The organism is Streptomyces spongiae (assembly GCF_009377185.1).
GTDB classification, from domain to species: Bacteria; Actinomycetota; Actinomycetes; order Streptomycetales; family Streptomycetaceae; genus Streptomyces; species Streptomyces spongiae.
In genome coordinates this window covers 1-24,587 of the sequence record NZ_VJZC01000026.1, presented here as the reverse complement: position 1 = coordinate 24,587, position 24,587 = coordinate 1, and the positions used below count along the sequence as shown (strand labels likewise).

The window sequence follows — 24,587 nt, the reverse complement described above, 5'->3', positions numbered from 1 at the left end:
TCCATGACTGTCATCAGCCGCCCCGAGATCCATGTCAGTGGCGGGACCGTGCGGGGCCGCAGGGAGGAGGGGCTCGCCGTCTTCCGCGGCATACCCTTCGCCCAGCCACCAGTGGGCGAACAGCGTTTCGCGGCGCCCCAGCCCGCGCTGCCGTGGGACGGGGTGCGCGAGGCCTCTGCCTACGGGCCTCCGCCGCCGCAGTCCTCGGTATTCGGGCTCATCCCGCCCTGGGAGGGCGGCGGGGAGAACGAGTGGCTGACGGTCAACGTCTGGTCCCCCGCTTACGGCGATAGCCCCGAAGCGGCCCTGCCGGTCATGGTGTGGATCTACGGCGGTGCCTATATGGCCGGGCACACGGGTCAGCCCGATTACGACGGGGCCGCGCTGGCCGCGGTGGGCGTGGTCGTCGTGACAATGAACTACCGCGTAGGCATGGAGGGTTTCGCGCAGATCAAGGGCGCGCCGGCCAACCGGGGGCTGCTCGACCAGGTCGCCGCGCTGGAGTGGGTTCGGAACAACATCGCCTCATTCGGCGGCGACCCGGGCCGGGTGACGGTCTTCGGCGAGTCCGCCGGGGCCGGCTCGATCGCGGCGCTGATGGCCATGCCCAGGGCCGCCGGACTGTTCCGGCGGGTGATCGCGCAGAGCGTGCCGGGCACCTTCTTCTCCCCGGAACTGGCCGACGACATCGCCGTCACGTGCGCCGCCGAACTCGGGCTCCGTCCGACACTGGCCGACCTCTCGTCCATCGAGCCGACCGCGCTGGCCGCGGCGGGCGACGCGGTGGCCGCGAAGATGGCCCAGTACGAGGACCGCTGGGGGCCGGTGGCACACACCGTGACTCCCTTCTCGCCGGTCGTCGACGGGGAGATCCTGCCGACCGACCCGTGGCAGGCGATCGCCGCCGGCTCGGCGCGCGACATCGACCTGGTCGTCGGTCACAATCGCGAGGAGTACCGGCTGTTCATCGCCCAGGCCGGACAGCTCGGCCAGATCACCGACGAGCGGGCGACCACCGTCCTGCGAGGGCTTGCGCCGGGACCCGAGGTGGAGGCGGCGTACCGGGCCCGCGGTTACGCGGCCGGTGAGCTGTACGAGCGGATCTACTCCGACTGGCTGTTCGACATGCCCAGCCTGCACCTGGCCGAAGCGCACGCCACCGCCGGCGGCCGGTCCTACCTCTACCGGCTGAACTGGCCGGCCCCGGCCATGGGCGGCGCGTTCGGCGCCTGCCACGGTCTGGACGTCGGACTGGTCTTCGGCAACCTGAGCGCAGGCCTCAGCGCCCTCCTGATCGGTGAGCAGCCACCCGCCGACGCGGTGGCCCTGTCCCAGTGGATGCGCTCCGCGTGGACGGCCTTCGCCACCACCGGCACCCCCGGTTGGCCCGAGTGCGACACCGAACAGCGCCTCACCCAACTCATCGACACCGAACCCACCGTCACGCCCTACCCGGCCGAAACCACCCGCCGCATCTGGGCGGACCACACCTTCAACGCCCTTCCGCTGCGCCCGTCCTGACTATCCGCCGACGCCAGATCGAGGCCCGGCCGGCTCCGCACTTCCGCCGGCGACGCTCCGCCAGGGTTCCGGCTCGGGGGCCTTTCGCCTTGCCGGTGATACCGCCACCGCCACAACGCCCGCTTCTGAACCGGTGGGAACGGCGGCCGCTCCCACTCGGCATCACCAAGATCACCTCGCCGATGCTCACAACAATGCCCCGGACGCGAGGCAGTCACCTACCGCGGCTCATCGCTTGCCGCCCTGTTCCTGGACCGATCGACGGTCCCGTCAATCCTTCCGGAGTTCTCCGTGTACATCGCCTATGTCGTCATCGCCGTCGTGCTGTCCCTGGTGCTGCTCCTCTCTGCCGTTCCCGACATCACCCGCGACCCGAAAATCACAGATGGAATCAAGGCGCTCGGGGTGCCCGACAGCTGGTTCCTGCCACTCGGCCTGCTCAAGATCGCAGGCGCTCTGGGGCTGCTCGCCGGCATCGTCTACCGACCGTTGGGCATCGCGGCGGCGATCGGTGTCGTCCTGTACTTCCTGGGCGCCGTGATCACGCACGTCCGTGGAGGCGACGCGAAGAGAATCGGCCTCCCGGCCAGCATCATGCTCGTTGCCGTGGCGGCGCTGGTGCTGGGCTTCGCGACGCTCTGACCGTGCTCCACGATCGCACTCGGACCAGCTCGCGATCACACCGTGCAGCAACTGCCGGACTCTTGCCTCCAGCACCCGGGCCGGAGGCAAGTCGCTCAGGGACGGCTGGCGACGGCAATGTCCGGGACGGCCCACGCCGGCCGCCCCGGACAGCCTCGGACTTGCGGGCGGCTACAGAGCGCAGTCCGGGTCGGGGCGCCGGCAGTGCCGATCAGGTGGCCGGCCATCAGCTTCGGGGAACTGATCGGCACAAGCGTCGGCGGCCCGGCCGAACACCTGGCGCGCTCTGACGCTCTCCGGCCGATGTTCTCCGGTTGTGCTCCCGGTCGCTTCAAGACCGCTGGGCTGTTTCGCTCTTCCGGATCAGCATCGTCGAATGTCCCTGCTGACGGATCGTGCTGATACCACCGGCCTGAGTGCCGCGTGCTCCGCCGCCCTGGGATCGCTCAGGCCGCGCGGGACCGGACCTGATCCGGGGCCGGGTCGCGACCGGCTCCGACGGTATTGCTTCCCGACGGCGGCGGTCCGGGGCGTTGCGCTTGTCGGCGAGCCCCGCTCAACGCGGACTTCATGATCAGGTTCGGCGGCACCTGACCGTTGGCCGGAGTCAGATCGTCGGCCCAGATGCGACAACGTCCAGGATGCTCAGGCGAGTCCGCGTTTGAGGATCTTGCCGGTGGATGTCAGGGGCAACTCGTCGACGAACTGGACGACCCGCGGGTACTTGTACGCTGCGAGACGTTCCTTCGCCCAGGCGGCGAGCTCCTCCTCGGTCGTGCCACTCCCGGCTTTCGTCACCACGACGGCCTTGACCTCCTGGCCGTGGGACTCGTGCGGTACGCCGATGACCGCGACCAGCGAGACGGCGGGGTGCTCCATGAGCACTTCCTCGACCTCGCGCGGGTAGACGTTGAAGCCACCCCGGATGATCATGTCTTTGGACCGGTCGACGATGTAGTAAAAGCCGTCTTCGTCCCTTCGGGCGAGGTCGCCGGAGCGGAACCAGCCCTCATGGATCGCCTCGGCCGTCGCCTCGGGCCGTTTGTAGTAGCCCTTCATGACGTTGTGGCCCTTGATCGCGATCTCCCCGATGTCGTCGGTACCGTCCTCGATGTCGGCCCAGTCGTCCCGGATGAGCTTCATCTCCACGCCCGGGATCGGCACGCCGATCGACCCGACGCGCGGCTCCTCCCCGAAGCGGGAGAAGGAGGCGATCGGAGAAGTCTCGGACAGTCCGTATCCCTCGAGGATCGTGACGCCGAAGCGGTCCTTGAACTGTTTGTGGATCTCGCCGGGCAGCGCTGAGCCACCGGCCGCCGCAACGCGAAGATTCGCGGCCAGGCGGGCGACGTCGACCGTGTCGTCCAGTGCGGCGAGAAGACCCCAGTACATCGTCGGGACGCCGGCGAAGAATGTCACGTCGTGGTCGAGCATGAGACGCAGGGCTGAGCGCGCCTCGAACCTCGGCTGCATCACGATGGTGCCGCCGAAGGCGAGAGCGCCGTTCTGGATCACGGTCTGACCGAAGGCATGGAACAGCGGCAACGCGCACAGGTATGTGTCGGGGCGCTCGGGATCCGCGGCGAACAGGTCAATGCCGGCAAGCGCGTTGTCGTACACGTTGCGGTGACGCAGCTCGGCGCCCTTGGGCCGGCCAGTCGTGCCAGAGGTATAGAGGACCACCGCTGTGTCGTCCTCGTCGCGCTCGACCGTCTGGAACGTCACCGGCTGTTCGGCGACGACCGTGGTGTACGACTCCGGCGGCCCGCCCCCGGCCCACGGCGCGCCACCGCCCTCGATCAGGAAGAACTCGCCACAGCCTTCGGCCGCCTGGAATCCCTCCCATGCCGCCTGTGCGATCGGCAGCTCCGCCGTGCCCTCGAAGGCGAAGTACGCCTTCGCGTCGGAGTCGGTGAGGTGGTAGGCGACCTCGCGAGCCTTCAACAGCACGTTCAGCGGCACCACCGCCGCCCCAGCCTTGAGAATGCCGAAGTATATGCTGGTGAAGTGGGGCAGGTTGGGGCAGGACAGTGCGACCTTGTCACCCGGCTGAACGCCGCGCGAAACGAGCAGGTTCGCGACCCGGTTGGCCGCGGCGTCGAGAGCTCTGTAGGTGATGAGTTCGTCACCGAAGACGATTGCGGCGCGCTCCGGGTACCGGGACGCGGAATCCGTCAGTACGCGTGACACGTTGCGGGTCGGGGTGTGCATCGTCGTTCTCCTGGTTCTCGAGGGGGTAGGTCACGTCTGGACGAAGCCCGGAGGCGGCACGAAGCCGTCGACTTCCCGGCCCGGCAGCGCGGCGAACTCGATGGTGGTGAGATCACCCCAACTCGGGCCCGTGCCTGCAGACCGATGGGCAGTCCGCTCCTGCCTCTGCGCACCGGGATGGCCGTCGCCGGACGGAAGGTTCCCCGCAGGGCGGGACCTGCGTTGCCGGGGGGAGGCTGGACGAGCCAGGCCAGCACGGCTGCATGGGAGGCAGGAGCAGGGGCGATGCGGTCGTAGGTGAACGCACCGTAGAACAGGGGCGGCAACGCAGTGTTCCGGTCCGGCTGGGTCAGGTCGTAGCCCGGTCGGCAAGCCGCTGCGCGTAGACGGTACCCAAGCCGACGGACGCGCCGGTGACCACGGCGCCCTTGTTCTGCGTGGTCATGGGTGGATCTCACTCGTGTTCTGGCGGCTGAGCAGGGGCCAAAGCATCGGCCTCGCTTTAAATTACGATAGACATCCAAAGCGGTCCAGTCAACGGCCCCACGCCGCCAGTCACCGCCCACGACCGGAGACTGCTCGACGTGCACGCGGGACTACAGGGCCGGCGGCCGATCCGGTTCGGATGGGGACCCCCCGGGGGCATGGTCGCCGTGGACGGTTTCGCACACCGCCCTCACGACGAGCACACAGGCACGGCGAACGACACCCCGTGGCGTCACTGCGTTTCACCATCCAGCTTCACCACCCGAAGGGTGAGGTCGGGCTCGCGAAGGAGCGGGCAAGGAGGTCGGCACAACCGCTTCGACCCAGACCAGATGCAGCCTCCGCAAGCACTCCCGAAGACGAGCCGCACCAGACCTGGCACAAAATCAGGATCACCCCCATCGCACCCACCGATGTACGCCGGAGGAGCCTCCTCGCATCCGCGCAGTAATCCCAACTCCCCCTGAGTTTATTTTCCTTACTCAGTCAGTAGCGTCACGACCAACACACCCACCCGGGACGTCGCCTCCAGGGCCCCGGCTTGCGCCGGATGCCACTCCACCTGCACCCGTTCGAAAGCCGCCATCGAGGAGCTCGCGCGAGGCGCCACACGTCGACACGCCTGACGGGCCTTGGGGCCGTCGCCGGGTTCCCGTCGCGGGCGACCCGTCCGCCAGCGCAGGCGGGGGAGCCCGCGCAGGTGAATCGCAAGAGACCCTCTTCGGTAATTGACAGGGTACGAACGTACCTCCTAACGTACCCAAACCGGGGACAATCGCGGGCGGTGCGCTGTCACTGAGCCTGGTCACGTGGTGGAACCGTACGGCAAGTGGTGGGACGACTGGATGGCCCACCCCTCCCACGACGCGTACTGGGACGCCATGGAGCTCACACCCGAGCTCAAGAACGTCCTCCGGTCGGTGGCTCGGCCGTCAACGCGCCGTCGCCGCCCGCTGTGTTGGCGTGGCCGGCGCTGGTGAGGTGGAAGTCGGTCCACCTCGTGTCGGGCAGCGGCCACTCCTGCTCGTCGCGCCACTGGTCGATGCCCATGACGACGGGAAGGAACACGTTCGAGGTGGCGGTCATGTCCACGGTGATCTCGTAGACCGTGCCGGGGGCCATGAGTTCTTCCGTGGCGAGACCAGCCTGACCGAGCTGCTGCAACTGGGACAAGGAGCCCTCGCCGGCCGCCAGGGAACGCTGCGCATCGGCCGGCTACGCGGTGGTGGTGCAGGACTGCCGGGGCACATACCGTTCGGAGGGCGAGTTCGTTCCCCATATGGCCGACCGGGCTGACGGTGAGGACACCGTCGCCTGGGTCGCCGAGCAGCCGTGGTCGGACGGCACGGTGGGCATGTACGGGCGCGGCGCTGGCACGGCGTCCCGATACGAAAGCCCACTGCCCTGACTTCCTCCGCCGAGATCACCCTGGGCCTCGCCTCCGTGAGTTCCGTCGACCGACCCCGCTCAGCCGCCTCCACGGTGTCCCAAGCAAAGGTCGCCCCGCTGAAGCGGGCTTTCAGACTGCCCCGTCCGCCGGTGGCGCACAGGCGTCCGTCACCCGTCGGGGGGCCTCACCGCCAGCGATGACACCAGTGTCGACCTGGACACAGAAGATGTGAACTCCCTCAACTGCCCAGCCATGGGCAGGACTTACTTGAGCGCCACTCAAGGGCCCTCGCGGACGTCCGTGAACTCGTTGAGGTACCGAGATGTCCAGTTCGGCGTCGGTGACGGCGAGCCGGCCGAGGCTGTGCTGATGTCGGCGCCGAGGAATGGCAGTTCCGGGGCGTACCGGATGTTGCGAGAGCGCCGACTGCCTCGCGGCGGGGCAGCCTGCCACGCCACCCGCCAACCACCGTCCCCTGGATGCTCCTGCCGCCCGGCAGGTCGGTCTTGGCCAGGAACCGCCGTTCCCGGGCCGTCGCGCATCAGCCGGGCCGCCTGAAGACATGTCCACAGGGCATGATCACAAAAGGCCTGCACCACCACCAGCGAAGAATCCGCTGGTGAGCCCCCTGCGCCTGGCAGCCGATCACAGCCACTCGGCGCCTGTTCAGCGGTTCATCGGTCCGACTCTCGTCTCGCCGTCCCCGTACACGAGGCGCGCCGGCACGTGACCTCACACCACCCTGACCAGCGGCGACACGCTCAACAGCCTAAAAGGGTGCGGATTCGACCCGGATTCGACCCGAGGGCCCCAGACTCCAAAACGATCAGTAGTTGACCTGCAGTGATGCCGATTCTTGCCGCTGTACCGAGCATCCATCGACAGATGGGTATCACATTTACAATTAAGCGGACACATTTGGGCGATTAACGCTACGCAGTGAGTAGTCGCACTCGCCGTCGCCCTCTCCGGCCAACCAAGCGCGAACCGAACAGCAGCAACCACCCGGGGCACCTACTCCGGCGACCCAGGGCTGACAGAACAGGGATCTGACCAGCCTCTTTACAGAAGTCCTTCCGCCTGGCAGAAGCCGTCTTGCCGAGCCACCGCAGCCGTCACGACCCTGATTCCAACCACGGCACGCGGGGCGACGGCGCCCCGCCGACAGGGACGGGAACCCCCATGCCTCACACGACCGCCTTCGCCAGGAACCAGTGGTACGTCGCCGCCTACTCCCACGAGGTGGGGCGCGAGTTGCTCGGTCGTACGATCCTCGGTGAACCGCTCGTCTTCTACCGCACCGAGGAGGACGGGACCCCCGTGGTCCTGCACGACCGGTGTGTGCACCGCCGGTACCCGCTGTCGGAGGCCCCGACCCGGCTCGACGGCGACCGGATCGTGTGCGGCTACCACGGCTTCACATACGACACGACCGGCGCCTGTGTGTACGTGCCCGGGCAGAAGCGGGTTCCGCGGACCGCGCGCGTGACCTCGTACCCCGTCGTCGAGCAGGACTCCCTGATCTGGGTGTGGATCGGCGACCCGGCCCTCGCCGACGCGGACACCATCCCGCGGGCGAAGCACCTCGACTCCCCCGGCTGGGTCACCGTGCGCGGAATGGAGCCGATCGACGCCGACTACGGGCTGCTGGTCGACAACCTCCTCGACCTGTCCCACGAGACGTACCTGCACGGCGGGTACATCGGCACCCCCGAGGTCGCCGAGACGCCCATCACCACCGAGGTCGACGAGGGCGCGGGCATCGTGCGGGTGAGCCGGCACATGGACGACGCCGAGTGCCCGCCGTTCTACGCCAGGTCGACCGGCATCGAGGGCCGGATCACCCGCTGGCAGGACATCGAGTACCACGCCCCGTGCCTGTACCTGCTGCACAGCCGCATCGCCCCGGTCGGTGTGGTGCCCGAGGCCGACGGCAGCGACCCGAACGGCTTCCACACCGAGATCACGTATGCGATCACCCCGTCCGCCGACGGCAAGGTGTACGACTTCTGGATGGTCTCGCGCGACTGGGCGACGGACGACGACGAGGTCACCGAGTTCCTGCGGGGCAACAACCACACGGTGGTCATGCAGGACGTCGACGCGCTCAACCTGCTGCAGAAGACGCTCGGCACCGAGCGCACCGGCTACCAGGAGCTGAGCATCAACATCGACACCGGCGGTCTCGCCGCCCGCCGCATCCTCGCCCGGCTGGTCGAGGAGGGTGCCAAGCCCGTGGAGAAGGTCCAGTGACGTCACCGACCGGAGAGATCTACCGCATCGACTGGCTGCCGGGCACGGACGTCCTGCACGGCACCTGTCACTGCGGCCGTGAGCACACCGCGCAGGACCCCATCGAGATGTGGGAGTGGATGCTCGCCCACCCACAGGGACACCAGCCGCAGGGACTCCAGCAGCAAGGTAACGAGCCACAAGGCAACGAGCCGCAGGGAACCAGCTCATGACCGTGTACGAAGCCGAACTCGTCGTCGACGGACGTGAGTCCGCGGCCGACGGCGTGCTCGCCCTCACCCTCCGCCACCCCCTGGGCGAGGCCCTCCCCACCTGGGAGCCCGGTGCGCACATCGACGTGCTGCTCGGCCCCGGCCTGGAGCGCCAGTACTCGCTGTGCGGGGACCCGGCGGACCGGCAGAGCTGGCGGATAGGCGTCCTGCGCGAACCCGAGGGACGCGGCGGATCCGCGTACGTCCACGAGGAGTTGCGGCAGGGCGACAAGGTCCGCGTGCGCGGGCCGCGCAACAACTTCGCGCTCGCGCCCGCCCCGCGCTACCGCTTCGTCGCGGGCGGCATCGGCATCACCCCGATCCTGCCGATGGTGGCGGCGGCGGAGGCGGCCGGTGCGGAGTGGACGCTGCTGTACGGGGGCCGTACGCGCGACTCCATCGCGTTCACAGAGGAGTTGGGCCCCTACGGCGACCGCGTGACCATCGCCCCGCAGGACGAGACCGGGCTGCTGGACCTCGCCTCCGTGCTCGACGACGTGCCCGAGGGCACCCTCGTGTACTGCTGCGGTCCGGGTCCGCTGCTGGACGCGGTCGAGGAGCGGTGCCCACGCGGGGTGCTGCACGTCGAGCGGTTCCAGCCGAAGGAGCAGGAGAACGGCCCGGACAGCGAGTTCGAGGTCGTGCTGGAGCGCACCGGGAAGACCGTGACCGTGCCCGTGGGCGTGTCCGTCCTCGACACCGTGCGGGCCGCGGGCGTAGAGGTGCTCTACTCCTGCACCGAGGGCACCTGCGGGACATGTGAGACGGAGGTCCTGGAGGGCACCCCGGACCACCGCGACTCGGTGCTCAGCGACGAGGAGCGCGAGGCCGGGGAGACCATGCTCATCTGTGTGTCCCGGTGCCGGGGACAGCGGCTGGTGCTCGACCTGTAGCCGCGGTCGCCGCCCGGAGGTCGGACTCGATCCGGGCGACCGTGGCCAGCAGAGCGGGCAGCAGGTCACGGCGCACGGACTCCGCCGAGTTCCGGCCGGCGGCCACGGGGATGTTCACGGCCGCCACCACCTCGCCGTCCCGGTCGCGCACCGGGGCGGCGACCGATCGGAGGCCCTCCTCCAGCTCCTGGTCGACGACGGCGTACCCCTGCCGCCGCACCCGCCGGAGTTCGGCCCGGAGCGGCTCCGGGGAGACGAGGGTGCGGGCGGTCAGGGGCCGCAGGTCGGCGCGGGCGAGCCGTCTGTCGATCTCCTCGTCCGGCAGATGCGCGAGGATCACCCGGCCCACCGATGTGACGTGCGCCGGGAAGCGGGTGCCGACGGTGATCGTCGCGGCCATGATGCGCCGTGTGGGCACCCGCGCCACGTACACGATGTCGTCCCCGTCCAGGACGCACAGCGACGACGACTCCCCCACCTGGGCCACCAGTTGCTCCAGGTGCGGCCCGGCGAGCTCGGGCAGCGTGAATCCCGCCAGGTACGCGTAGCCGAGTTCGAGCACGCGCGGGGTGAGCCGGAACAGACGGCCGTCGGTGTGGACGTACCCGAGGTCGACGAGCGTGAGCAGGAAGCGGCGGGCGGCCGCCCGGGTCAGGTCGCAGGAGCGGGCGACCTCGCTGAGCGTCAGTGAGGAGTGCTCGGCGTCGAAGGCGCGGATGACCGCGAGACCACGCTCGAAGGACCGGACGAAGTGCGGTTCGCGGGGTCCATCGGACATCGTCGCCTCCACGAGGACGACGCACGGAATGTGCGTTCTGTACGCACGAGTGTGCGTTCTGCGCACGCTAAGAGCACGCTTCGGCAACTGTCAACGGTCGTGCAGTCGTGGGCATTGACCATCAGGATTCCTGGCTTTACGTTGCCGCCCAGTACTTCTGTTCGGCCTGCGCACACGCGTGCGCAGAGCCTCAAGGAACACCGGCGTTCCCCTCAGGAGGAGTCATGCGTCGTCTGCTCGCGGGCCTCAGTGCCGGCGCCGTCCTGGTCGGCCTCTCGGCCTGTGGTTCGTCCGACTCCTCCGGGTCGTCGGCAAGCTCCTCCGGCGGTACCACCACGCTGAAGGTCGGAGTCATTCCCATCCTGGACGTCGCCCCCGTCTATCTCGGCCAGAAGAAGGGCTTCTACTCCAAGCGCGGAATCAAGCTGGAGCTGACCCCCGCCCAGGGCGGGGCGGCGATCCTGCCCGCGGTCGTCTCCGGCCAGTTCCAGTTCGGCTTCAGCAACACCACGTCCCTGCTGATCGCCCAGTCCAAGAACATGCCCGTCAAGGCCGTGGCGAACGGTGTCGCCTCCACGGCCAAGGAGGGCGCCGACTTCATGGGCACCACGGTGAAGAAGGGCAGCCCGATCAAGTCCCCCAAGCAACTGGAGGGCAAGAAGGTCGCGGTCAACACGCTCAACAACATCTGCGACACGTCGATCAGCGAATCGATCCGCAAGGACGGCGGAGACCCGTCGAAGACCGAGTTCGTCGAGATGCCCTTCGACCAGATGCCCGCCGCGCTGGAGGGCGGACAGGTCGACGCGGCCTGCACGCCGGAACCCGCGCTCTCCACCGTCAAGGCCGCGGGCGGCATGTCCATCGCGTCGAGCTTCTACGACGTGGACCCGAACCTCACCGTGGCCATGTACTTCACCTCTCAGCAGTACGCCCAGAAGAACCCGGAGCTGGTGAAGAAGTTCCAGGAAGCGACGATCGAGTCGCTCAAGTACGCCGACAGCCACCCGGACGAGGTCCGCGAGATCGTCACCACGTACACGAAGATCCCCGACACACTCCTGGACAAGCTCACCCTGCCCCACTTCCCCGCCGAGCCGAACCGCGCCTCCATCGAGCAGCTGGCCAAACTGGGCGTGCAGGACGGTCTGTTCAAGCAGACCCCCGACCTGGACAAGCTGCTGCCGTGAAGCAGACGCACATCGACGACGTCCGGCCCGAGTCCGCGCCGCCCCGGCGGGCCGGGCGCCCGGGGCTGACGAACGCGGCCCTGGGCGCGGCCGGCCTGGCCGGCTTCCTCGTCCTGTGCGAGGCGGTCCCGCGCCTCGGCATCGTCTCCGAGGACTACTTCCCGCCGCTCAGCCGGATCGCGGACGCGCTCGTCACCGAACTCGCCGACCAGGCGTTCTGGACGGCGCTCGGCGACACGCTGACCGGCTGGGCACTGGGGCTCGCGATCGCGGTGACGGCGGGCATCCTCGCCGGGGTCGTGATCGCGGTCGTGCCCTTCCTGCGGGAGGCGACCGCGTCCACGATCGAGTTCCTCCGCCCGATCCCCTCGGTCGCCCTGATCCCGCTCGCGGTCCTGCTGTACGGCACGGAACTGCGCTCGGTGCTCATGCTGGTGGTGTACGCGTCGTTCTGGCAGATCCTGATCCAGGTGCTGTACGGCGTCCAGGACGTCGACCCGGTCGCCGAGGAGACCGCCCGCTCCTACGGCCTCGGCACCTGGGCCCGGGTCCGCCACGTCCTGTGGCCCACGGCCCTGCCGTACGTCATGACCGGCGTCCGGCTGGCCGCCGCCGTCGCCCTGATCCTCGCGGTGACCGCCGAACTCGTCATCGGCGCACCGGGACTGGGCGCGCGCATCATGATCGCCCAGACCTCGCAGGCCGTACCCGAGATGTACGCCCTGGTGGTGGTCACCGGTCTGCTCGGGCTGTTGATCAACGTGGGCGCGCGGACGGTGGAGCGCCGGGCGCTGGCCTGGCACCAGTCGGTGCGCGGGGAGGTGGCGGTGTGAGTGGCGGTGTGAGAGGTGGCGGTGTGAAACGCCTGGCCCTGCGGCTGCTCTTCGCCGTCGCGCTGCCCGTGCTGCTGGTGGCCGCCTGGTGGTTCGCCTCCGCCGGCAGCACCGACGTGTACTGGCCGCCGCTGCGCACGATCCTCACGACCTTCCCGGACGTGTGGACGGCCGAGCGGCTGCGCGACGACGTCCTGCCCAGCCTCCTGCGGCTGCTCGCGGGGTACGTGTCCGCGGCCGTCGTCGGGATCGCCCTCGGCACGGTCATCGGCTCCTACCGGCGCGTGCGCGCGGTGTGCGAGCCGGTGCTGGAGTTCCTGCGAGCGGTGCCGCCGCCCGTTCTCGTACCGGTCATCATGCTGTTCGCGGGCATCGGCCACACCATGAAGATCGCCGTGATCGCGAGCGGCTGTGTGTGGCCGATCCTGCTCAACACGGTCGAGGGCGTACGGGCGGTGGACTCGGTCATGTCGGAGACGGCCCGGTCGTACGGCATCACGGGCGCCGCGCGACTGCGCCACGTGGTCCTGCGGTCGGCCAGCCCGCAGATCTTCGCGGGGCTGCGGCAGGCCCTGTCCATCGGCATCATCCTGATGGTGATCAGCGAGATGTCCGCGTCCAGCAACGGGCTCGGCTTCACCATCGTCCAGTTCCAGCGCACGTTCGCGATCCCCGACATGTGGACCGGCATCCTGGTCCTCGGTCTGCTCGGGTTCCTGCTGTCGGTCGTCTTCCAGCTGGTCGAGCGGCGCGTGCTCGGCTGGTACCACGGTCTGCGCGCGTCCTCCCGGCGGTCGTAGTGAAACTCGAGAAGGGGCGGTCCATGGACGGGCTTCTATCCGTATCGGGCCTGAGGAAGGTCTACGAGGGCTCCGGTCGCCGGGTGGAGGCGATACGGGACCTCACGTTCACCGTCGACGCCGGTGAACTCGTCTGCCTGGTGGGCCCGTCGGGCTGCGGCAAGACGACCCTGCTGAAGTGCATGGCCGGGCTGCTGACGCCCACGTCGGGCGAGGTCCTGCTGGAGGGGCGGCCGGTGAGCGGTCCGCCACCCGGTATGGCGGTGGTCTTCCAGGAGTACGGGCGCAGTCTGTTTCCGTGGATGCGGGTGCGGGAGAACGTCGAACTTCCGCTCAAGCAGAAGCCGTTGACCAAGGAGCGGCGGCGTGAGCTGGTCGCCGACGCGTTGGACTCCGTCGGTCTTGGCGATGCCGCTGGGGCGTACCCGTGGCAGTTGTCCGGGGGTATGCAGCAGCGGGTGGCCATCGCTCGGGCGCTTGCTTACGAGCCTGATGTGCTGTTGATGGATGAGCCGTTCGCGGCGGTGGACGCGCAGACGCGGGCGGATCTTGAGGACCTGGTGCGGGGGCTTTGGCGGGATCGGGGGATCACGATCTTGTTCGTCACGCACGACATTGATGAGGCCGTGTATCTGGGTGAGCGGGTGTTGGTTCTTTCCGCGTCGCCGACCGTGGTTCAGGAGCAGTTGAAGGTGGATCTGCCTGCGGAGCGGGATCAGTTGCGTACGCGGGTCGCTCCGCGGTTCGCGGAGTTGCGTACGCATGTGTATGAGCAGATTCAGGCTGCGAAGAGGGGGGTTGCGGGCGCCTGAGAGCTCGGTCGGGGATGTTGTGTGGCGACTGCGGGTAATCGGTGGCTTGTCGCGCAGTTCCCCGCGCCCCTATCGGGTCGTTGCCCACAAGCCTCTTACGTGGCCCAGGTGTTGGGTTATCACCTTGCGTGCTGCTTCTGTGTCGCGTGCCACCAGCGCATCCAGGAGTTGCAGGTGCTCCTTCGCCGATGTCTCCAGTCGGCCCGCGTCTGCCAGTGCTGTCAGGCCGTACAGGCGGGAGCGGCGGCGTAGGTCCCGTACGACCTCCACCAGGTGGGTGTTGCCCGACAGGGCCAGCAAGCCGAGGTGGAAGCTGAGGTCCGCCTCGACGTAGGCGATGAGGTCGCCCGTCGCCGCGGAGGTGACGATCTCCTGGGCGAGGGGGCGTAGGGCCTCCAGGTCGGAGGGGGCGGCTGTGGTCGCGAGGTCGGCCGTCGTGGGGATCTCGATCAGGGAGCGGATGTGGGTGTACTCGTCGAGTTGCTGCTCGGAGACGACGGTGACCCGGAAGCCCTTGTTGGGGACGGTGTCGACCAGGCCCTCCTTGGCGAGGTCGAGCATGGCCTCGCGCACCGGGGTGGCGGAGACCCCGAAGCGGGCGGCGAGGCCGGGCGCCGAGTACACCTCGCCGGGGCGGAGTTCGCCGGCGATCAGGGCGGCCCGCAGCGCGTCCGCGACCCGTTCCCGGTAGCTGGGCTTCCTGCCGCCCAGCACGGGCAGGGCGGGTCTGTGCTGCGGGGCCATGGGTGTCACACGCTCCTTCGGTCATCGGAGATCATCGGCTCTGCCTACAGCACGAAGCCCGCCGGGAAGGGGTCGTCGGGGTCCAGCAGGTACTGGGCCGTGCCCGTGATCCAGGCGCGGCCAGTGATGCTGGGCAGGACGGCGGGGCGGCCGGCGACCTCGGTGGTGCCGAGGAGTCGTCCGGTGAAGCGGGTGCCGATGAAGGACTCGTTCACGAACTCGGTGTGCGGCGGGAGTTCGCCGCGCGCGTGCAGCTGTGCCATGCGGGCGCTGGTGCCGGTGCCGCAGGGCGAGCGGTCGAACCAGCCCGGGTGGATCGCCATCGCGTGCCGTGAGTGGCGGGCCGTCGAGCCGGGGGCGGCCAGGTAGACGTGGTGGCAGCCGTGGATGGACGGGTCCTCGGGGTGGACCGGCTCGTCCTCGGCGTTGACGGCGTCCATCAGCGCGAGGCCGGCCGCGAGGATGTCGTCCTTGCGGGCCCGGTCGAAGGGCAGTCCGAACTCGTCCAGCGGCAGGATCGCGTAGAAGTTGCCGCCGAACGCGAGGTCGTAGGTCACCGTGCGTCCGTCGGCGAGCGTGGCCTTGCGGTCGAGGGCGACCGAGAACGACGGGACGTTCTGGAGGGTGACGGCCGTGGCGTGGCCGTCCTTGACCGCGACCTCGGCGACGACGAGGCCCGCCGGTGTGTCGAGGCGGATCGTGGTGACCGGCTCGACGACCTCGACCATGCCGGTCTCCACCAGCACGGTCGCCACACCGATCGTGCCGTGTCCGCACATGGGGAGGTAGCCGGAGACCTCGATGTAGACGACGCCCCAGTCGCAGTCGGGGCGGGTGGGCGGCTGCAGGATGGCGCCGCTCATCGACGCGTGCCCGCGAGGCTCGTTCATCAGCAACTGCTTGATGTCGTCGCGGTGTTCGCGGAAGTACAGGCGACGCTCGTTCATGGTGGCGCCGGGGATGGTGCCGATGCCGCCGGTGACCACCCGGGTGGGCATGCCCTCGGTGTGCGAGTCGACGGCGTGCAGGACGAGTTTGCTGCGCATGGCCCTGGCCTCCTTGGCCTCCTTGCGCGCTGACGCGTTTACGCGAGCCCCGCGGCCACGGCCTTCTCGGTGGCGGCGCGGATCGTGGCCTCCTGCTCCGGCAGCAGCGGCACCCGCGGTGGACGGCAGCGTCCCCCGTGACGGCCCACGATGTCCATGGACAACTTGATGGCCTGCACGAACTCGACCTTGGAGTCCCAGCGCAGCAGCGGGTGCAGCTGCTCGTAGAGCCGCTTGGCCGTCGTGAGGTCGCCGTCCACGGCCGCGTGGTACAGCTCCACGCTCGCGCCGGGCAGTGCGTTCGGGTAGCCGGCCACCCAGCCCTTGGCGCCCGCCAGCGCGAGCTCCAGCAGGACGTCGTCGGCGCCGATCAACAGGTCCAGTTCCGGGGCGAGTTCGGCGAGCTGGTAGGCGCGGCGGACATCGCCGGAGAACTCCTTCACCCCCTGAATGTGCCCCTCGCCGTGCAGCTTGGCGAGGAGTTCGGGGACGAGGTCGACCTTGGTGTCGATGGGGTTGTTGTACGCCACGATCGGAAGCCCGGCCTTGGCGACCTCTTCGTAGTGGGCGAGGACGGAGCGTTCGTCGGCGCGGTACGCGTTGGGCGGGAGCAACATCACGGAGGTGCAGCCCGCGTCGCGTGCCTGTTCGGCCCAGCGGCGGGACTCGGCACTGCCGTAGGCGGCCACTCCGGGCATCACGCGCGACCCGCCGATCGCGGACACGGCCGTCTCGACGACCTTGGCGCGCTCCTCGGGTGTCAGCACCTGGTACTCGCCGAGCGAGCCGTTCGGTACGACGCCGTCGCAGCCGTTCTCGACGAGCCAGGCGCAGTGTTCGGCGTACTTGTCGTAGTCGACGGAGAGGTCGTCGTTCAGCGGGAGGGCGGTGGCGACGAGGACGCCGCGCCAGGGGCGGTGGGCGGAGACGGTCATGAGGGTCCTTCCTCGGTGGGGTGGTCGGCCTCGGTGAGGTGGTCGGTCCCGGTCGGGTGACCGGCCCGGGCGAGTACGCCCAGCGGCACCGGACGGGCGAACGGCCGTCTGGCCGGTGTCGGGTCGCATCCGGCGAGCCCGGCGACCGCGGGCCCGCACACCCGGCCCTGGCACCAGCCCATCCCGGCGCGCGTCAGCAGCTTCACCGTGCGAAGGTCGCCGGCGCCCAGCTCGTCGACCGCCTCGCGGACGGCGCCCGCCCGCACCTCCTCGCAGCGGCAGACGACGGTGTCGTCGGTGACCTGCTCCGTCCAGTGCGTCGGCGGTGCGCAGACGGAGTCGACGGCGGCGAAGAAGTCGCGAAGTCGCGTGCGGGACCTGTCGGCCGCGGCCCACGCGCGCGGGTCGGGTGCGGTGCCCCGGAGGCGGGCGGCGATCGACCGTCCGGCGATGTGCCCCTCGGCGAGCGCGAGCGCCGCGCCGCCGATGCCGGTGCTCTCCCCGGCCGCCCACACGCCGGGGACGTCGGTGCGCTGTTCGTCGTCGACGTGGACGTTCACCCCGTCGAGACGGCAGCCGAGCGCCTCGGCGAGATCGGTGTGCGGGAGCATGCCGTGCCCGACGGCGAGCGTGTCGCAGGGGATACGCCGGTGGGTGCCGGGCCGGACGCGTCCGCCGGGGTCCAGGGCGGCCACGGTGGCGGCTTCGAGGTGGTCGTCACCATGGGCTTCGACGACGGTGTGCCCGGCCATGACCGGCACGCGGTTGCGCAGGAGCCGGGCCGCGTACCCGGCGGCTTCGGGGAGCTTGGCGGCGAGCGCCGGCAGGTGCCGTACGAATCCCCTGGGTCCGGCGGACTCGACGAGGGCGGCGACCTCGACGCCGGCCGCGGCGAGCCCGGTGGCGACCGGCAGGAGCAGGGGGCCGGTCCCGGCCACGACGGCAGTCCGGCCCGCCACGACCAGCCCGCCCTTGAGCATGGCCTGGGCGCCGCCCGCGGTGACGACGCCGGGGAGGGTCCAGCCGGGGAAGGGCAGCACCTTCTCGTAGCCGCCGGTGGCGAGGAGGACGGCGTCGGCGCGGACGGTGGCGGGCTCTTCCTGGAGGGGGCCGCGCAGGGCGTGCACGGTGAAGCCCGCCTGTCGTGCCTGTGGTTGCTCCACGCACCAGACGTGATGATCCGTCAGGTGTCGTACGGAACTGGCGGCGAGCCCGTCCCGCAGCCGCTCCCATGTGCGCCACTGATGGTGCAGCTCCTGCGGACGACGGGCGCCGAGTCCGGCGGCGGGCTGCCGGTAGAACTGGCCGCCCGCCTGCTCGCCCGCGTCGATCAGCGTGACGCGGACGCCCCGCGCGGAGGCGGCGAGGGAAGCGGCGAGTCCGGCCGGGCCCGCGCCGATCACCGCGAGATCAGTGCTCATGGCCCGTCCCTTCCTGCGTGCGGATCGCGTCGCCCGGTCGTACCGGGATCAGGCAGGCGCGTTGGTTGGGGCGGTCGTTGACGGTCACGAGACAGTCGAAGCAGACGCCGATGCCGCAGAAGATCCCGCGCGGGCGGCCCTCGCCCCGGGTCGTGCGCCACGAGGTGACTCCGGCAGCCCAGAGCGCGGTGGCGACCGTCTGACCGGGCAGGGCCGCGATCTCCCGGCCGTCCAGGGTGACGGCGAAGGCGGGGCCCGGCTCGGCCCGCGCCGGCTCCAACGGGTTCACGCGGCCTCCTCCTCGAAGCGGTCGGGCCGGAACGGCGCGAGGTCCAGCTCGGGCGCCTTGCCGCCGAGCACCTGCGCGATCAGCCGGCCCGTACCGGTGGCGAGGCCGATGCCCGCGCCCTCGTGCCCGCAGGCGTGCAGCAGTCCGGGGACGCGGGGGTCGGGGCCGATCGCGGGCAGGTGGTCGGGCATGTACGGCCGGAAACCGGCGTACGTCCGCATCGCCCGCACCTCCTCCAGGAACGGGAACAGCCGGACCGCGCCCGCCGCCAGCGCGCGCACGACCGGCAGCGAGAACGACCGGTCGAAGCCGACCCGTTCTCGGCTCGCCCCGATCAGGACCGGCCCGGCCGCCGTTCCCTCGACGACCGGTGAGGTCTGGAGGGCCGCCGAGTCGCTGGCCACGTCGGCCACGTAGTCGGCGGCGTACACCTTGTGCCGCACCCTGCGAGGGAGCGGCTCGGTGACCAGGACGAAGCCGCGCCGGGGCAGGACGGGGAGGGAGACACCCGCGAGGGCGGCGACCTCACCGCCCCACGTCCCCGCCGCGTTCACGACGGCCGGGGCGTGGATGTCGCCGTGGCCGGTGCGCACCCCGCGCACGGCACCGTCCGCCGTGCGCAGCACCTCGGTCACGGTCCGGCCGGTGAGCAGGCGGGCGCCCGAGGCGCGCAGGATGTGGGCGGCGGCGAGGGTCGGCATCACCTGGCTGTCCTGCGGGTAGTGCACGCCTCCGGCGAGACCGGGCGCGAGGTGCGGTTCCAGGTCGTGGAGACGGTCGGCGGGCACCTGCTCGGCCACGACTCCGGCGGCGCGCTGTGCGGCCACGAGGTCCGTGAGCGCGGCCAGCCCGTGCTCCGAGGACGCGACGACCACGCCGCCCTTCGCCTCGTACTCGATGGCCTCCCCCACGTCCTCGGCGAGGTCGGCCCACAACCGGTTGGACAGCAGGGCGAGTTCGAGCTCCGGTCCGGGTTCCTTGTCGGAGACGAGCAGATTGCCCTCTCCCGCGCCCGTGGTGCCTCCGGCCACCGGGCCGCGGTCCACGACGGTCACGTCCAGCCCCGCCCGGGCCGCGTACAGGGCGCAGGCCGCGCCCGCCATTCCGGCCCCGATCACTACGACGTCGCAGGTCAGCCGTGTGCTCACATCAGTACTATGTCACATGGTCCTGCTCCTGGGAATGGTGCCGGAGACAGCGGAACAGCGCTCCGCGGACCGGCGGACACAAACACATCGCGGACACGAACAAACCCCGACGCCGCCGGCGACCTGAACGCCGGCGGTGTCGGGGTTTTCGGGACGGGCCCTACGCCTCGGGCGCGGGCACCACGCTGAGATGGCTCGCCGTGTGCCGGGCACGGCGGGTTCGGCGCGCAGTGACCGACGGGCGCCGCGCCGCGCGCAGCACCAGTGTCATCCGCGTGTATCCCATGTCCTTCAGGGCGTTGGGGGTCTCACCGACGACACGGCAGTCGGTGCGGCCCCAGCGCGGGTCGGGGTGGACCACCGGGCGGACGGCGCCGTCGTGCTCGGCGGCATCGGGTCCGACCGCGCGGATCCAGTGCGGCAGGCCGTGCCGGTAGGCGGCGTCCATGATGGGATCCTGGGCGATGTCCCGGCGGATGGACTGCAGGCCCCTGTCCTGGCCGTGCCGCTCCACGGCGGCGGCGAAGCCCGCCAGCATGGGCAGGCACCAGCTCGACTCGTGCTCGCCGAGGACCGTGGCCGCGTCGGGGTGGAAGAGCACGAAGCGCAGGAAGTTGTCGCCCGGCATCGCGGTCGGGTGCGGGCCGACGCCGTGGAAGAGCTTGTCGTAGGCGCTGTTGGACAGCACGACGTCCCAGCGGTGGTCGAAGACGACGGACGGGAAGGGGACGGCCTCCAGGAGCGTGGCGTAGTCCTGCAAGTACGCCTGAGCCTCGAGGCTCTCGGGGACGGGTCGCGGTTCGGACCGCTGCCCTCCTGCCTGATATGCCATCGGGAGGTCACCCCTCTTGCTTATGCGGCCTTCACGCGGCGTCTTGATCCTGAGGCCCGCGAAGGAGTCATGTCAACTATCGTGGCATTCCGCGACTGTTGACGGCTGAATCTCGCCACAGTTGTGGCGAGGTCTGGATGTGAGTTCGAGTCAGGGGCTAATCTCCGTGCAGTTCACAGTGGTTGACCGCGCCCGGGGGCTCGCGTTCCGGGGCATTCGGCACCATCATGAGATTGGCTTGAGAGAGACGTAGGAGATCTGTCGGTGACGGATGGCTTCGAGGTTCCGGACGCCACGGCGACGGTTCTGCTGCCGGCCGTCGTGGCCCGTGTCACCGCGCTCGCCGACCGGCTGGGCGTGGCCCACAGCGAGGTCTTCGACGCCCGGCGCCTGTCGGTGGCCTCCGGGGTGCCGGAGTCCGTGGTGAAGGCGCTGCTGGGCGGCCGGCCCGCCGGGGAGCCGGATCTGCAGGCCCGGTTCCTGCAGCGGCTGGCCCTGCTGCGGCGCACCCGCCTCAAGCCCAACGGACGCAAGTACACCCAGCAGGAGATCGCCGACGGCGCGGGTATGTCGCGCCAGCAGGCGGGAGCCCTCATCAACGGCGACCGGCGTCCCACGATGGAGCACTGCGACGCCATCCAGCGCTTCTTCCGAGTGCACGCCGGTTTCCTCACCGCCGAGGACCCCGAGGCACTCGCGAGCGCGCTCATGCGCACCGAGCAGGATCTGCTCCAGCAGCTCGCCGACCGCGAGCGGGAGTCCGTCCGGTCCAGCCAGGCCCCCGACGACCCGCTGGAGCGGCTGCTCCAGGACCACGGCGTCCGCGGCATCGCCTGGCGGGCGGCCCAGCTCCCCACCGACCAGCACCGCGACAAAGTGGCGGAGTGGCTCGACATGCTCCTGGAGAGCGTCAAGCGGCCCGAGTCCTGACCCGGGGGAGAACAGTGGGCATCGGAAGGGAAATGCGCCGCCTGTGCGGCGAGTTGGTCGGCGAGCTCACGCTCCCGGCACCGGCGGAGCCCGCCGGCCTGTACTCCGCGCTGTGCGCCGCCATGAGCAGACGCCGCGGCCGCCCCGTCCAGTACCGTACGGCCGCCTTCCCGCCCGGCACCGCGAGCGGTCTGTGGCTGGACATGACCGAGCAGGACCTCGTCGTGATCGAGGAACGCACCGCGCCCGACCACCAGTTGGTGATCCTGGGCCATGAGCTGTGGCACATGCACGCCGGGCACCGCGGGCACCACGTCGAGGGTGCCTCGGTCGCGGCGCGCTTATTGAGCGACGAGGCCGATCTGCGGGCGACCGTCCAGAAGGTCGCCGCGCGCACCCAGTTCGACGTGCGCGACGAGCAGGACGCCGAGGGCTTCGGCCTGCTGCTGGCGAGCAAGTGCCGTACGTGGCTGGCGAGTTCCGCACTGCGCGGGCCACTCCAGCGGGACCAGCTCGCGGGGCGCATCGAGGCGTCCCTGGGCTATCGCGGGCCGCAGGGCTGAGCCGCCTCGGATGGACGGGTCCAGCTACTACATCCCTGCCGTGGCGATGGCGGTCGTCCTCGTCGTCAAGACGCCCGCGCTGCTGCGGAACTGGCGTGATCCGCTGCTGCGGTCCGTGTACGTGCTGCTCGCACTGGCGGGCCTGGTGTTCTGCTTCGCCGCCCCGCCGACGATCGCCGAGGTCAACCGCGTCACCGGCATCACCAATGTCTCGGCCCCCCTCGTCTACGTCCTGTTGAGCGCCTTCAGCGCCTCCTGCCTGGTGCTGATCGTCAACTGGCGCGGGGGCCCGCCCGAGGTGACACGCCGGCTGACGCGCCGCTGGATCGCCGGGTACGGCGCGGTGAGCGTGGCGATCGTCGTCCTGTTCGCGCTCGGGGACACACCGGTGGAGCGGCTGCGGGACCTGGACACGTACTACGCCAACACGCCGTTCATCCGCGAGATGATCGTGCTCTACCTCATCGCGTTCTCCGTCGCGGGCGTCGCCATGGTCGTCATGTGCTGGCGCTGGGCGCTCCAGGTGCACGGCTGGCTGCGCGCCGGACTGCTGATCATCGCGGTCGGCTTCCTGTCGAACGTGCCCTACTCGGCGATGAAGTTCACGGCGGTGGTGGCCCGTTGGAACGGCGGGAACCTGGACGACCTGAGCACCTACCTGGCGCCCTTGCTGGCCTCCGCCGGGGCACAGATCAGCGCGGTCGGCTTCTGTCTGCCGCTGGCCTGCCAGCGCATCGGGGACTCGTGGACGACCTGGTCGACGTACCGCAGGCTGGGCCCGCTGTGGCGGGAGCTGAAGCCCGTGGCCGACCAGGGCGAGCGCGCGGTGCGGATGTCCTGGTGGTCACCGGTCCAGCTCCAGGTGACCCAGCGGGAGTCCGACATCCATGACGGCATGCTCACCCTGCACCCCTACTTCGACTCCACGGTCCGGTCGAGGGCCTACGACGCGGCCGTCGCGTCGGGGTCCGCGCCGGACCAGGCGCGGGCCGAGGCCGACGCGGCGATGGTGACGGCGGCGGTGCGGGCCCGGGCGGCCGACCCGGAGGGCAGGGTCATCGGTTCGGCGAAGACCGGCGCCGCCCCCACCCCGTCGACGGACGGCCCGCGCGACCTGGTACGTCTGTCCCTGGCCCTGCGCCAGTCATCCGTCGTCGCGGCTGCCCGGGAGCATGCCGCGCCCCTGCCAGAGAGCGACTTCCATGAGCGAACCCGCTGACGTCCCGGCATCCACGGTGCCGTCTCAGCTCCCCCGGGCCGTCGTCATCGGCGGGGGCCTGGCCGGCCTGCTCACCGCCGGGGCGCTGCGTCCGTACGCCGACATCACCGTCGTCGAGCGCGACGCGCTGCCCGAGGAGCCCGGACCGCGCCGGGGCGTTCCGCAGGCCCGTCACGCGCACCTCCTGTGGTCCGGGGGCGCCCGCGCGATGGAGGAGCTGCTGCCGGGGGTGACCGACGCCTGGCTGGCCGCGGGCGCCCGCCGGATCCCGCTGCCGACCGGGCTCGTCTCGCTGTCGGCGCAGGGCTGGGTGCGGCGCTGGCCCGAGATGGAGTTCATGATCTCGTGCAGCCGGGACCTGCTGGAGTCGGTGATCCGCGCCGAGGTCGTCAGGCAGTCGCGGATCACCGTGGTGCAGGGCACCGAACTGCGGGGCCTCGAGGGCGACGCGTCCCGGGTGACGGGCGTGCGGATCCGTACGGCCGACGGTGAGGAGCGCGTCCTGGCGGCCGACCTGGTGGTGGACGCCTCGGGGCGCGGCTCGCGGGCCACTCGGTGGCTGGACGCGCTGGGTGTGCCGCCGGCACCACTGGGTGAGGTCGACTCCGGGCTCGTGTACGCCAGCAGGGTCTTCCGCGCTCCGGCGGGCACCGAGGAGTTCCCCGTCGTCAACGTCCAGCCGGACGCGGCGCGGCCGGTCCCCGGGCAGAGCGCGACCATCGTGCCCATCGAGGGCGGGCGCTGGCTGGTGACGTTGTCGGGCACGCGCGGGGGCCAGCCGACCGCGTCCGCGGAGGAGTTCGAGACCTTCGCGCGGAACCTGCGGCACCCCGTGGTGGGCGAGCTGATAGCCCGCGCGGAGCCCCTGACGGACGTGGTCGTCACCCGCAGCACCGTCAACCGCCGGCGCTTCTACGAGAAGGTCACGGGCTGGCCCGAGGGCTTCGTGGCGATCGGCGACTCGGTGGCCACGTACAACCCGCTCTACGGACACGGCATGTCGGTGGCCGCGCAGAGCGCGCTGGCGCTGCGCGAGCGGGTGGCCACGCACGGGATCACGTCTGCCGGGCTCGCGCGGAGGGTGCAGCGGGCGGTGGCCGGTCCGGTGACGGTCGCCTGGCAGCTGGCCACGGAGACGGACATGCGCTACCCGGATGCGATCGGTGAGCAGCCCGGCTTCGGGCGGCGCGTGCTCACCCGTTATGTGAACCGCCTGATGCGGACCGCGACGGGCCGCCCCCTGGTCTTCCGGGTCTTCCTCGGCGTCATGACCCTGTCCAAGCCGCTCAGTGCCCTGCTCTCGCCTGAAATGCTCCTCGCCGTCGTGCGGGGGCCGCTGAAGGCTCCGCTGACGGGTCCGCCGCTCACGGAGGGGGAACGGGCGGCGGTGTTCGGGGCGC

The 24,587-nt window shown here is 70.4% G+C and carries 23 protein-coding genes and 1 pseudogene; 14 read left to right on the top strand and 10 right to left on the bottom strand.

Annotated features, from left to right (window positions below; translation table 11 throughout):
• The first annotated feature begins 3 nt into the window (after positions 1-3).
• The gene (locus FNH08_RS06705) at positions 4-1,521 is read left to right on the top strand and encodes a carboxylesterase/lipase family protein (RefSeq protein WP_152770318.1); all 1,518 of its coding nucleotides are present in this window, start codon (positions 4-6) and stop codon (positions 1,519-1,521) included.
• A gap of 291 nt (positions 1,522-1,812) precedes the next feature.
• Entirely contained in the window at positions 1,813-2,163 is a 351-nt protein-coding gene (locus tag FNH08_RS06700; RefSeq protein ID WP_322723874.1) for a DoxX family protein, read from the top strand.
• Between the two features lie 645 nt (positions 2,164-2,808).
• Here FNH08_RS06700 and FNH08_RS06695 read toward each other — a convergent pair.
• Together FNH08_RS06695 and FNH08_RS06690 are read right to left on the bottom strand one after the other, a co-directional pair.
• Positions 2,809-4,374 carry a long-chain-fatty-acid--CoA ligase gene (locus FNH08_RS06695; RefSeq protein ID WP_152770317.1) on the bottom strand — a complete coding sequence of 522 codons (1,566 nt, stop codon included), beginning with the start codon at positions 4,372-4,374 and terminating at the stop codon, positions 2,809-2,811.
• Positions 4,375-5,760: 1,386 nt separating this feature from the next.
• Positions 5,761-5,982 (bottom strand): hypothetical protein, encoded by a 222-nt coding sequence (locus FNH08_RS06690; RefSeq protein WP_152770316.1) that lies wholly within the window; start codon positions 5,980-5,982, stop codon positions 5,761-5,763.
• A 79-nt stretch (positions 5,983-6,061) separates the two neighbouring features.
• Between FNH08_RS06690 and FNH08_RS06685 the strand changes: the two are divergent.
• From FNH08_RS06685 to FNH08_RS06670, 4 genes and pseudogenes are all read left to right on the top strand, one after another.
• Positions 6,062-6,268, top strand: a pseudogene (locus FNH08_RS06685) (CocE/NonD family hydrolase); the annotation flags it as partial.
• 1,164 nt (positions 6,269-7,432) lie between these two features.
• Complete coding sequence (locus FNH08_RS06680; protein ID WP_152770315.1) at positions 7,433-8,503, top strand: aromatic ring-hydroxylating dioxygenase subunit alpha; 1,071 nt, start codon at positions 7,433-7,435, stop codon at positions 8,501-8,503.
• Positions 8,500-8,715: a hypothetical protein gene (locus FNH08_RS06675; protein WP_152770314.1), complete on the top strand. Its 216-nt coding sequence runs from the start codon at positions 8,500-8,502 to the stop codon at positions 8,713-8,715. Before FNH08_RS06680 ends, FNH08_RS06675 begins: the two co-directional genes overlap by 4 nt.
• A complete protein-coding gene (locus tag FNH08_RS06670) occupies positions 8,712-9,647 on the top strand; it encodes a PDR/VanB family oxidoreductase (RefSeq protein ID WP_152770313.1) in 936 nt (311 codons plus the stop codon). Before FNH08_RS06675 ends, FNH08_RS06670 begins: the two co-directional genes overlap by 4 nt.
• Here FNH08_RS06670 and FNH08_RS06665 read toward each other — a convergent pair.
• Positions 9,598-10,425 (bottom strand): IclR family transcriptional regulator domain-containing protein, encoded by an 828-nt coding sequence (locus tag FNH08_RS06665; protein WP_152770312.1) that lies wholly within the window; start codon positions 10,423-10,425, stop codon positions 9,598-9,600. The two genes, FNH08_RS06670 and FNH08_RS06665, sit on opposite strands and share 50 nt — an antisense overlap.
• A 224-nt stretch (positions 10,426-10,649) precedes the next feature.
• On the opposite strand from FNH08_RS06665, the gene FNH08_RS06660 reads away from it, so the two are divergent.
• From FNH08_RS06660 to FNH08_RS06645, 4 genes are all read left to right on the top strand, one after another.
• Positions 10,650-11,615 (top strand): ABC transporter substrate-binding protein, encoded by a 966-nt coding sequence (locus FNH08_RS06660; RefSeq protein WP_152770311.1) that lies wholly within the window; start codon positions 10,650-10,652, stop codon positions 11,613-11,615.
• 65 nt (positions 11,616-11,680) lie between these two features.
• Positions 11,681-12,448 (top strand): ABC transporter permease, encoded by a 768-nt coding sequence (locus tag FNH08_RS06655; protein ID WP_152770331.1) that lies wholly within the window; start codon positions 11,681-11,683, stop codon positions 12,446-12,448.
• A 23-nt stretch (positions 12,449-12,471) separates the two neighbouring features.
• On the top strand, positions 12,472-13,248 hold the full coding sequence (locus FNH08_RS06650) for an ABC transporter permease (protein ID WP_322723871.1): 777 nt from the start codon (positions 12,472-12,474) through the stop codon (positions 13,246-13,248).
• 23 nt (positions 13,249-13,271) lie between these two features.
• Positions 13,272-14,060 carry an ABC transporter ATP-binding protein gene (locus tag FNH08_RS06645; RefSeq protein ID WP_152770310.1) on the top strand — a complete coding sequence of 263 codons (789 nt, stop codon included), beginning with the start codon at positions 13,272-13,274 and terminating at the stop codon, positions 14,058-14,060.
• A gap of 69 nt (positions 14,061-14,129) precedes the next feature.
• Here the strand turns inward: FNH08_RS06645 and FNH08_RS06640 are convergent, their stop codons facing one another.
• The 7 genes from FNH08_RS06640 to FNH08_RS06610 form a co-directional block, all read right to left on the bottom strand.
• Positions 14,130-14,804 (bottom strand): GntR family transcriptional regulator, encoded by a 675-nt coding sequence (locus FNH08_RS06640; protein ID WP_152770309.1) that lies wholly within the window; start codon positions 14,802-14,804, stop codon positions 14,130-14,132.
• A gap of 44 nt (positions 14,805-14,848) precedes the next feature.
• Positions 14,849-15,850: a proline racemase family protein gene (locus FNH08_RS06635; protein WP_152770308.1), complete on the bottom strand. Its 1,002-nt coding sequence runs from the start codon at positions 15,848-15,850 to the stop codon at positions 14,849-14,851.
• 38 nt (positions 15,851-15,888) lie between these two features.
• The gene (locus FNH08_RS06630; RefSeq protein ID WP_152770307.1) at positions 15,889-16,785 is read right to left on the bottom strand and encodes a dihydrodipicolinate synthase family protein; all 897 of its coding nucleotides are present in this window, start codon (positions 16,783-16,785) and stop codon (positions 15,889-15,891) included.
• Positions 16,782-18,206 (bottom strand): FAD/NAD(P)-dependent oxidoreductase, encoded by a 1,425-nt coding sequence (locus FNH08_RS06625; RefSeq protein ID WP_152770306.1) that lies wholly within the window; start codon positions 18,204-18,206, stop codon positions 16,782-16,784. Before FNH08_RS06625 ends, FNH08_RS06630 begins: the two co-directional genes overlap by 4 nt.
• The gene (locus tag FNH08_RS06620) at positions 18,196-18,495 is read right to left on the bottom strand and encodes a (2Fe-2S)-binding protein (RefSeq protein ID WP_322723869.1); all 300 of its coding nucleotides are present in this window, start codon (positions 18,493-18,495) and stop codon (positions 18,196-18,198) included. Before FNH08_RS06620 ends, FNH08_RS06625 begins: the two co-directional genes overlap by 11 nt.
• Positions 18,492-19,643 (bottom strand): NAD(P)/FAD-dependent oxidoreductase, encoded by a 1,152-nt coding sequence (locus FNH08_RS06615; protein ID WP_322723868.1) that lies wholly within the window; start codon positions 19,641-19,643, stop codon positions 18,492-18,494. The genes FNH08_RS06620 and FNH08_RS06615 overlap by 4 nt, the downstream gene beginning before the upstream one ends.
• 160 nt (positions 19,644-19,803) lie before the next feature.
• A complete protein-coding gene (locus tag FNH08_RS06610; RefSeq protein WP_152770305.1) occupies positions 19,804-20,475 on the bottom strand; it encodes an MmyB family transcriptional regulator in 672 nt (223 codons plus the stop codon).
• Positions 20,476-20,739: 264 nt separating this feature from the next.
• Between FNH08_RS06610 and FNH08_RS06605 the strand changes: the two genes are divergently transcribed.
• The 4 genes from FNH08_RS06605 to FNH08_RS06590 form a co-directional block, all read left to right on the top strand.
• Complete coding sequence (locus FNH08_RS06605; protein WP_322723866.1) at positions 20,740-21,405, top strand: helix-turn-helix domain-containing protein; 666 nt, start codon at positions 20,740-20,742, stop codon at positions 21,403-21,405.
• A 32-nt stretch (positions 21,406-21,437) separates the two neighbouring features.
• Positions 21,438-21,968, top strand: coding sequence for a toxin-antitoxin system, toxin component (locus FNH08_RS06600; RefSeq protein WP_152770327.1), 531 nt, complete (start codon positions 21,438-21,440; stop codon positions 21,966-21,968).
• 10 nt (positions 21,969-21,978) lie between these two features.
• Positions 21,979-23,187: an MAB_1171c family putative transporter gene (locus FNH08_RS06595; protein WP_152770303.1), complete on the top strand. Its 1,209-nt coding sequence runs from the start codon at positions 21,979-21,981 to the stop codon at positions 23,185-23,187.
• Positions 23,171-24,587: FAD-dependent monooxygenase (locus FNH08_RS06590; protein ID WP_152770302.1), on the top strand; the 1,417-nt coding region annotated here is incomplete at its 3' end. The genes FNH08_RS06595 and FNH08_RS06590, both read left to right, overlap by 17 nt.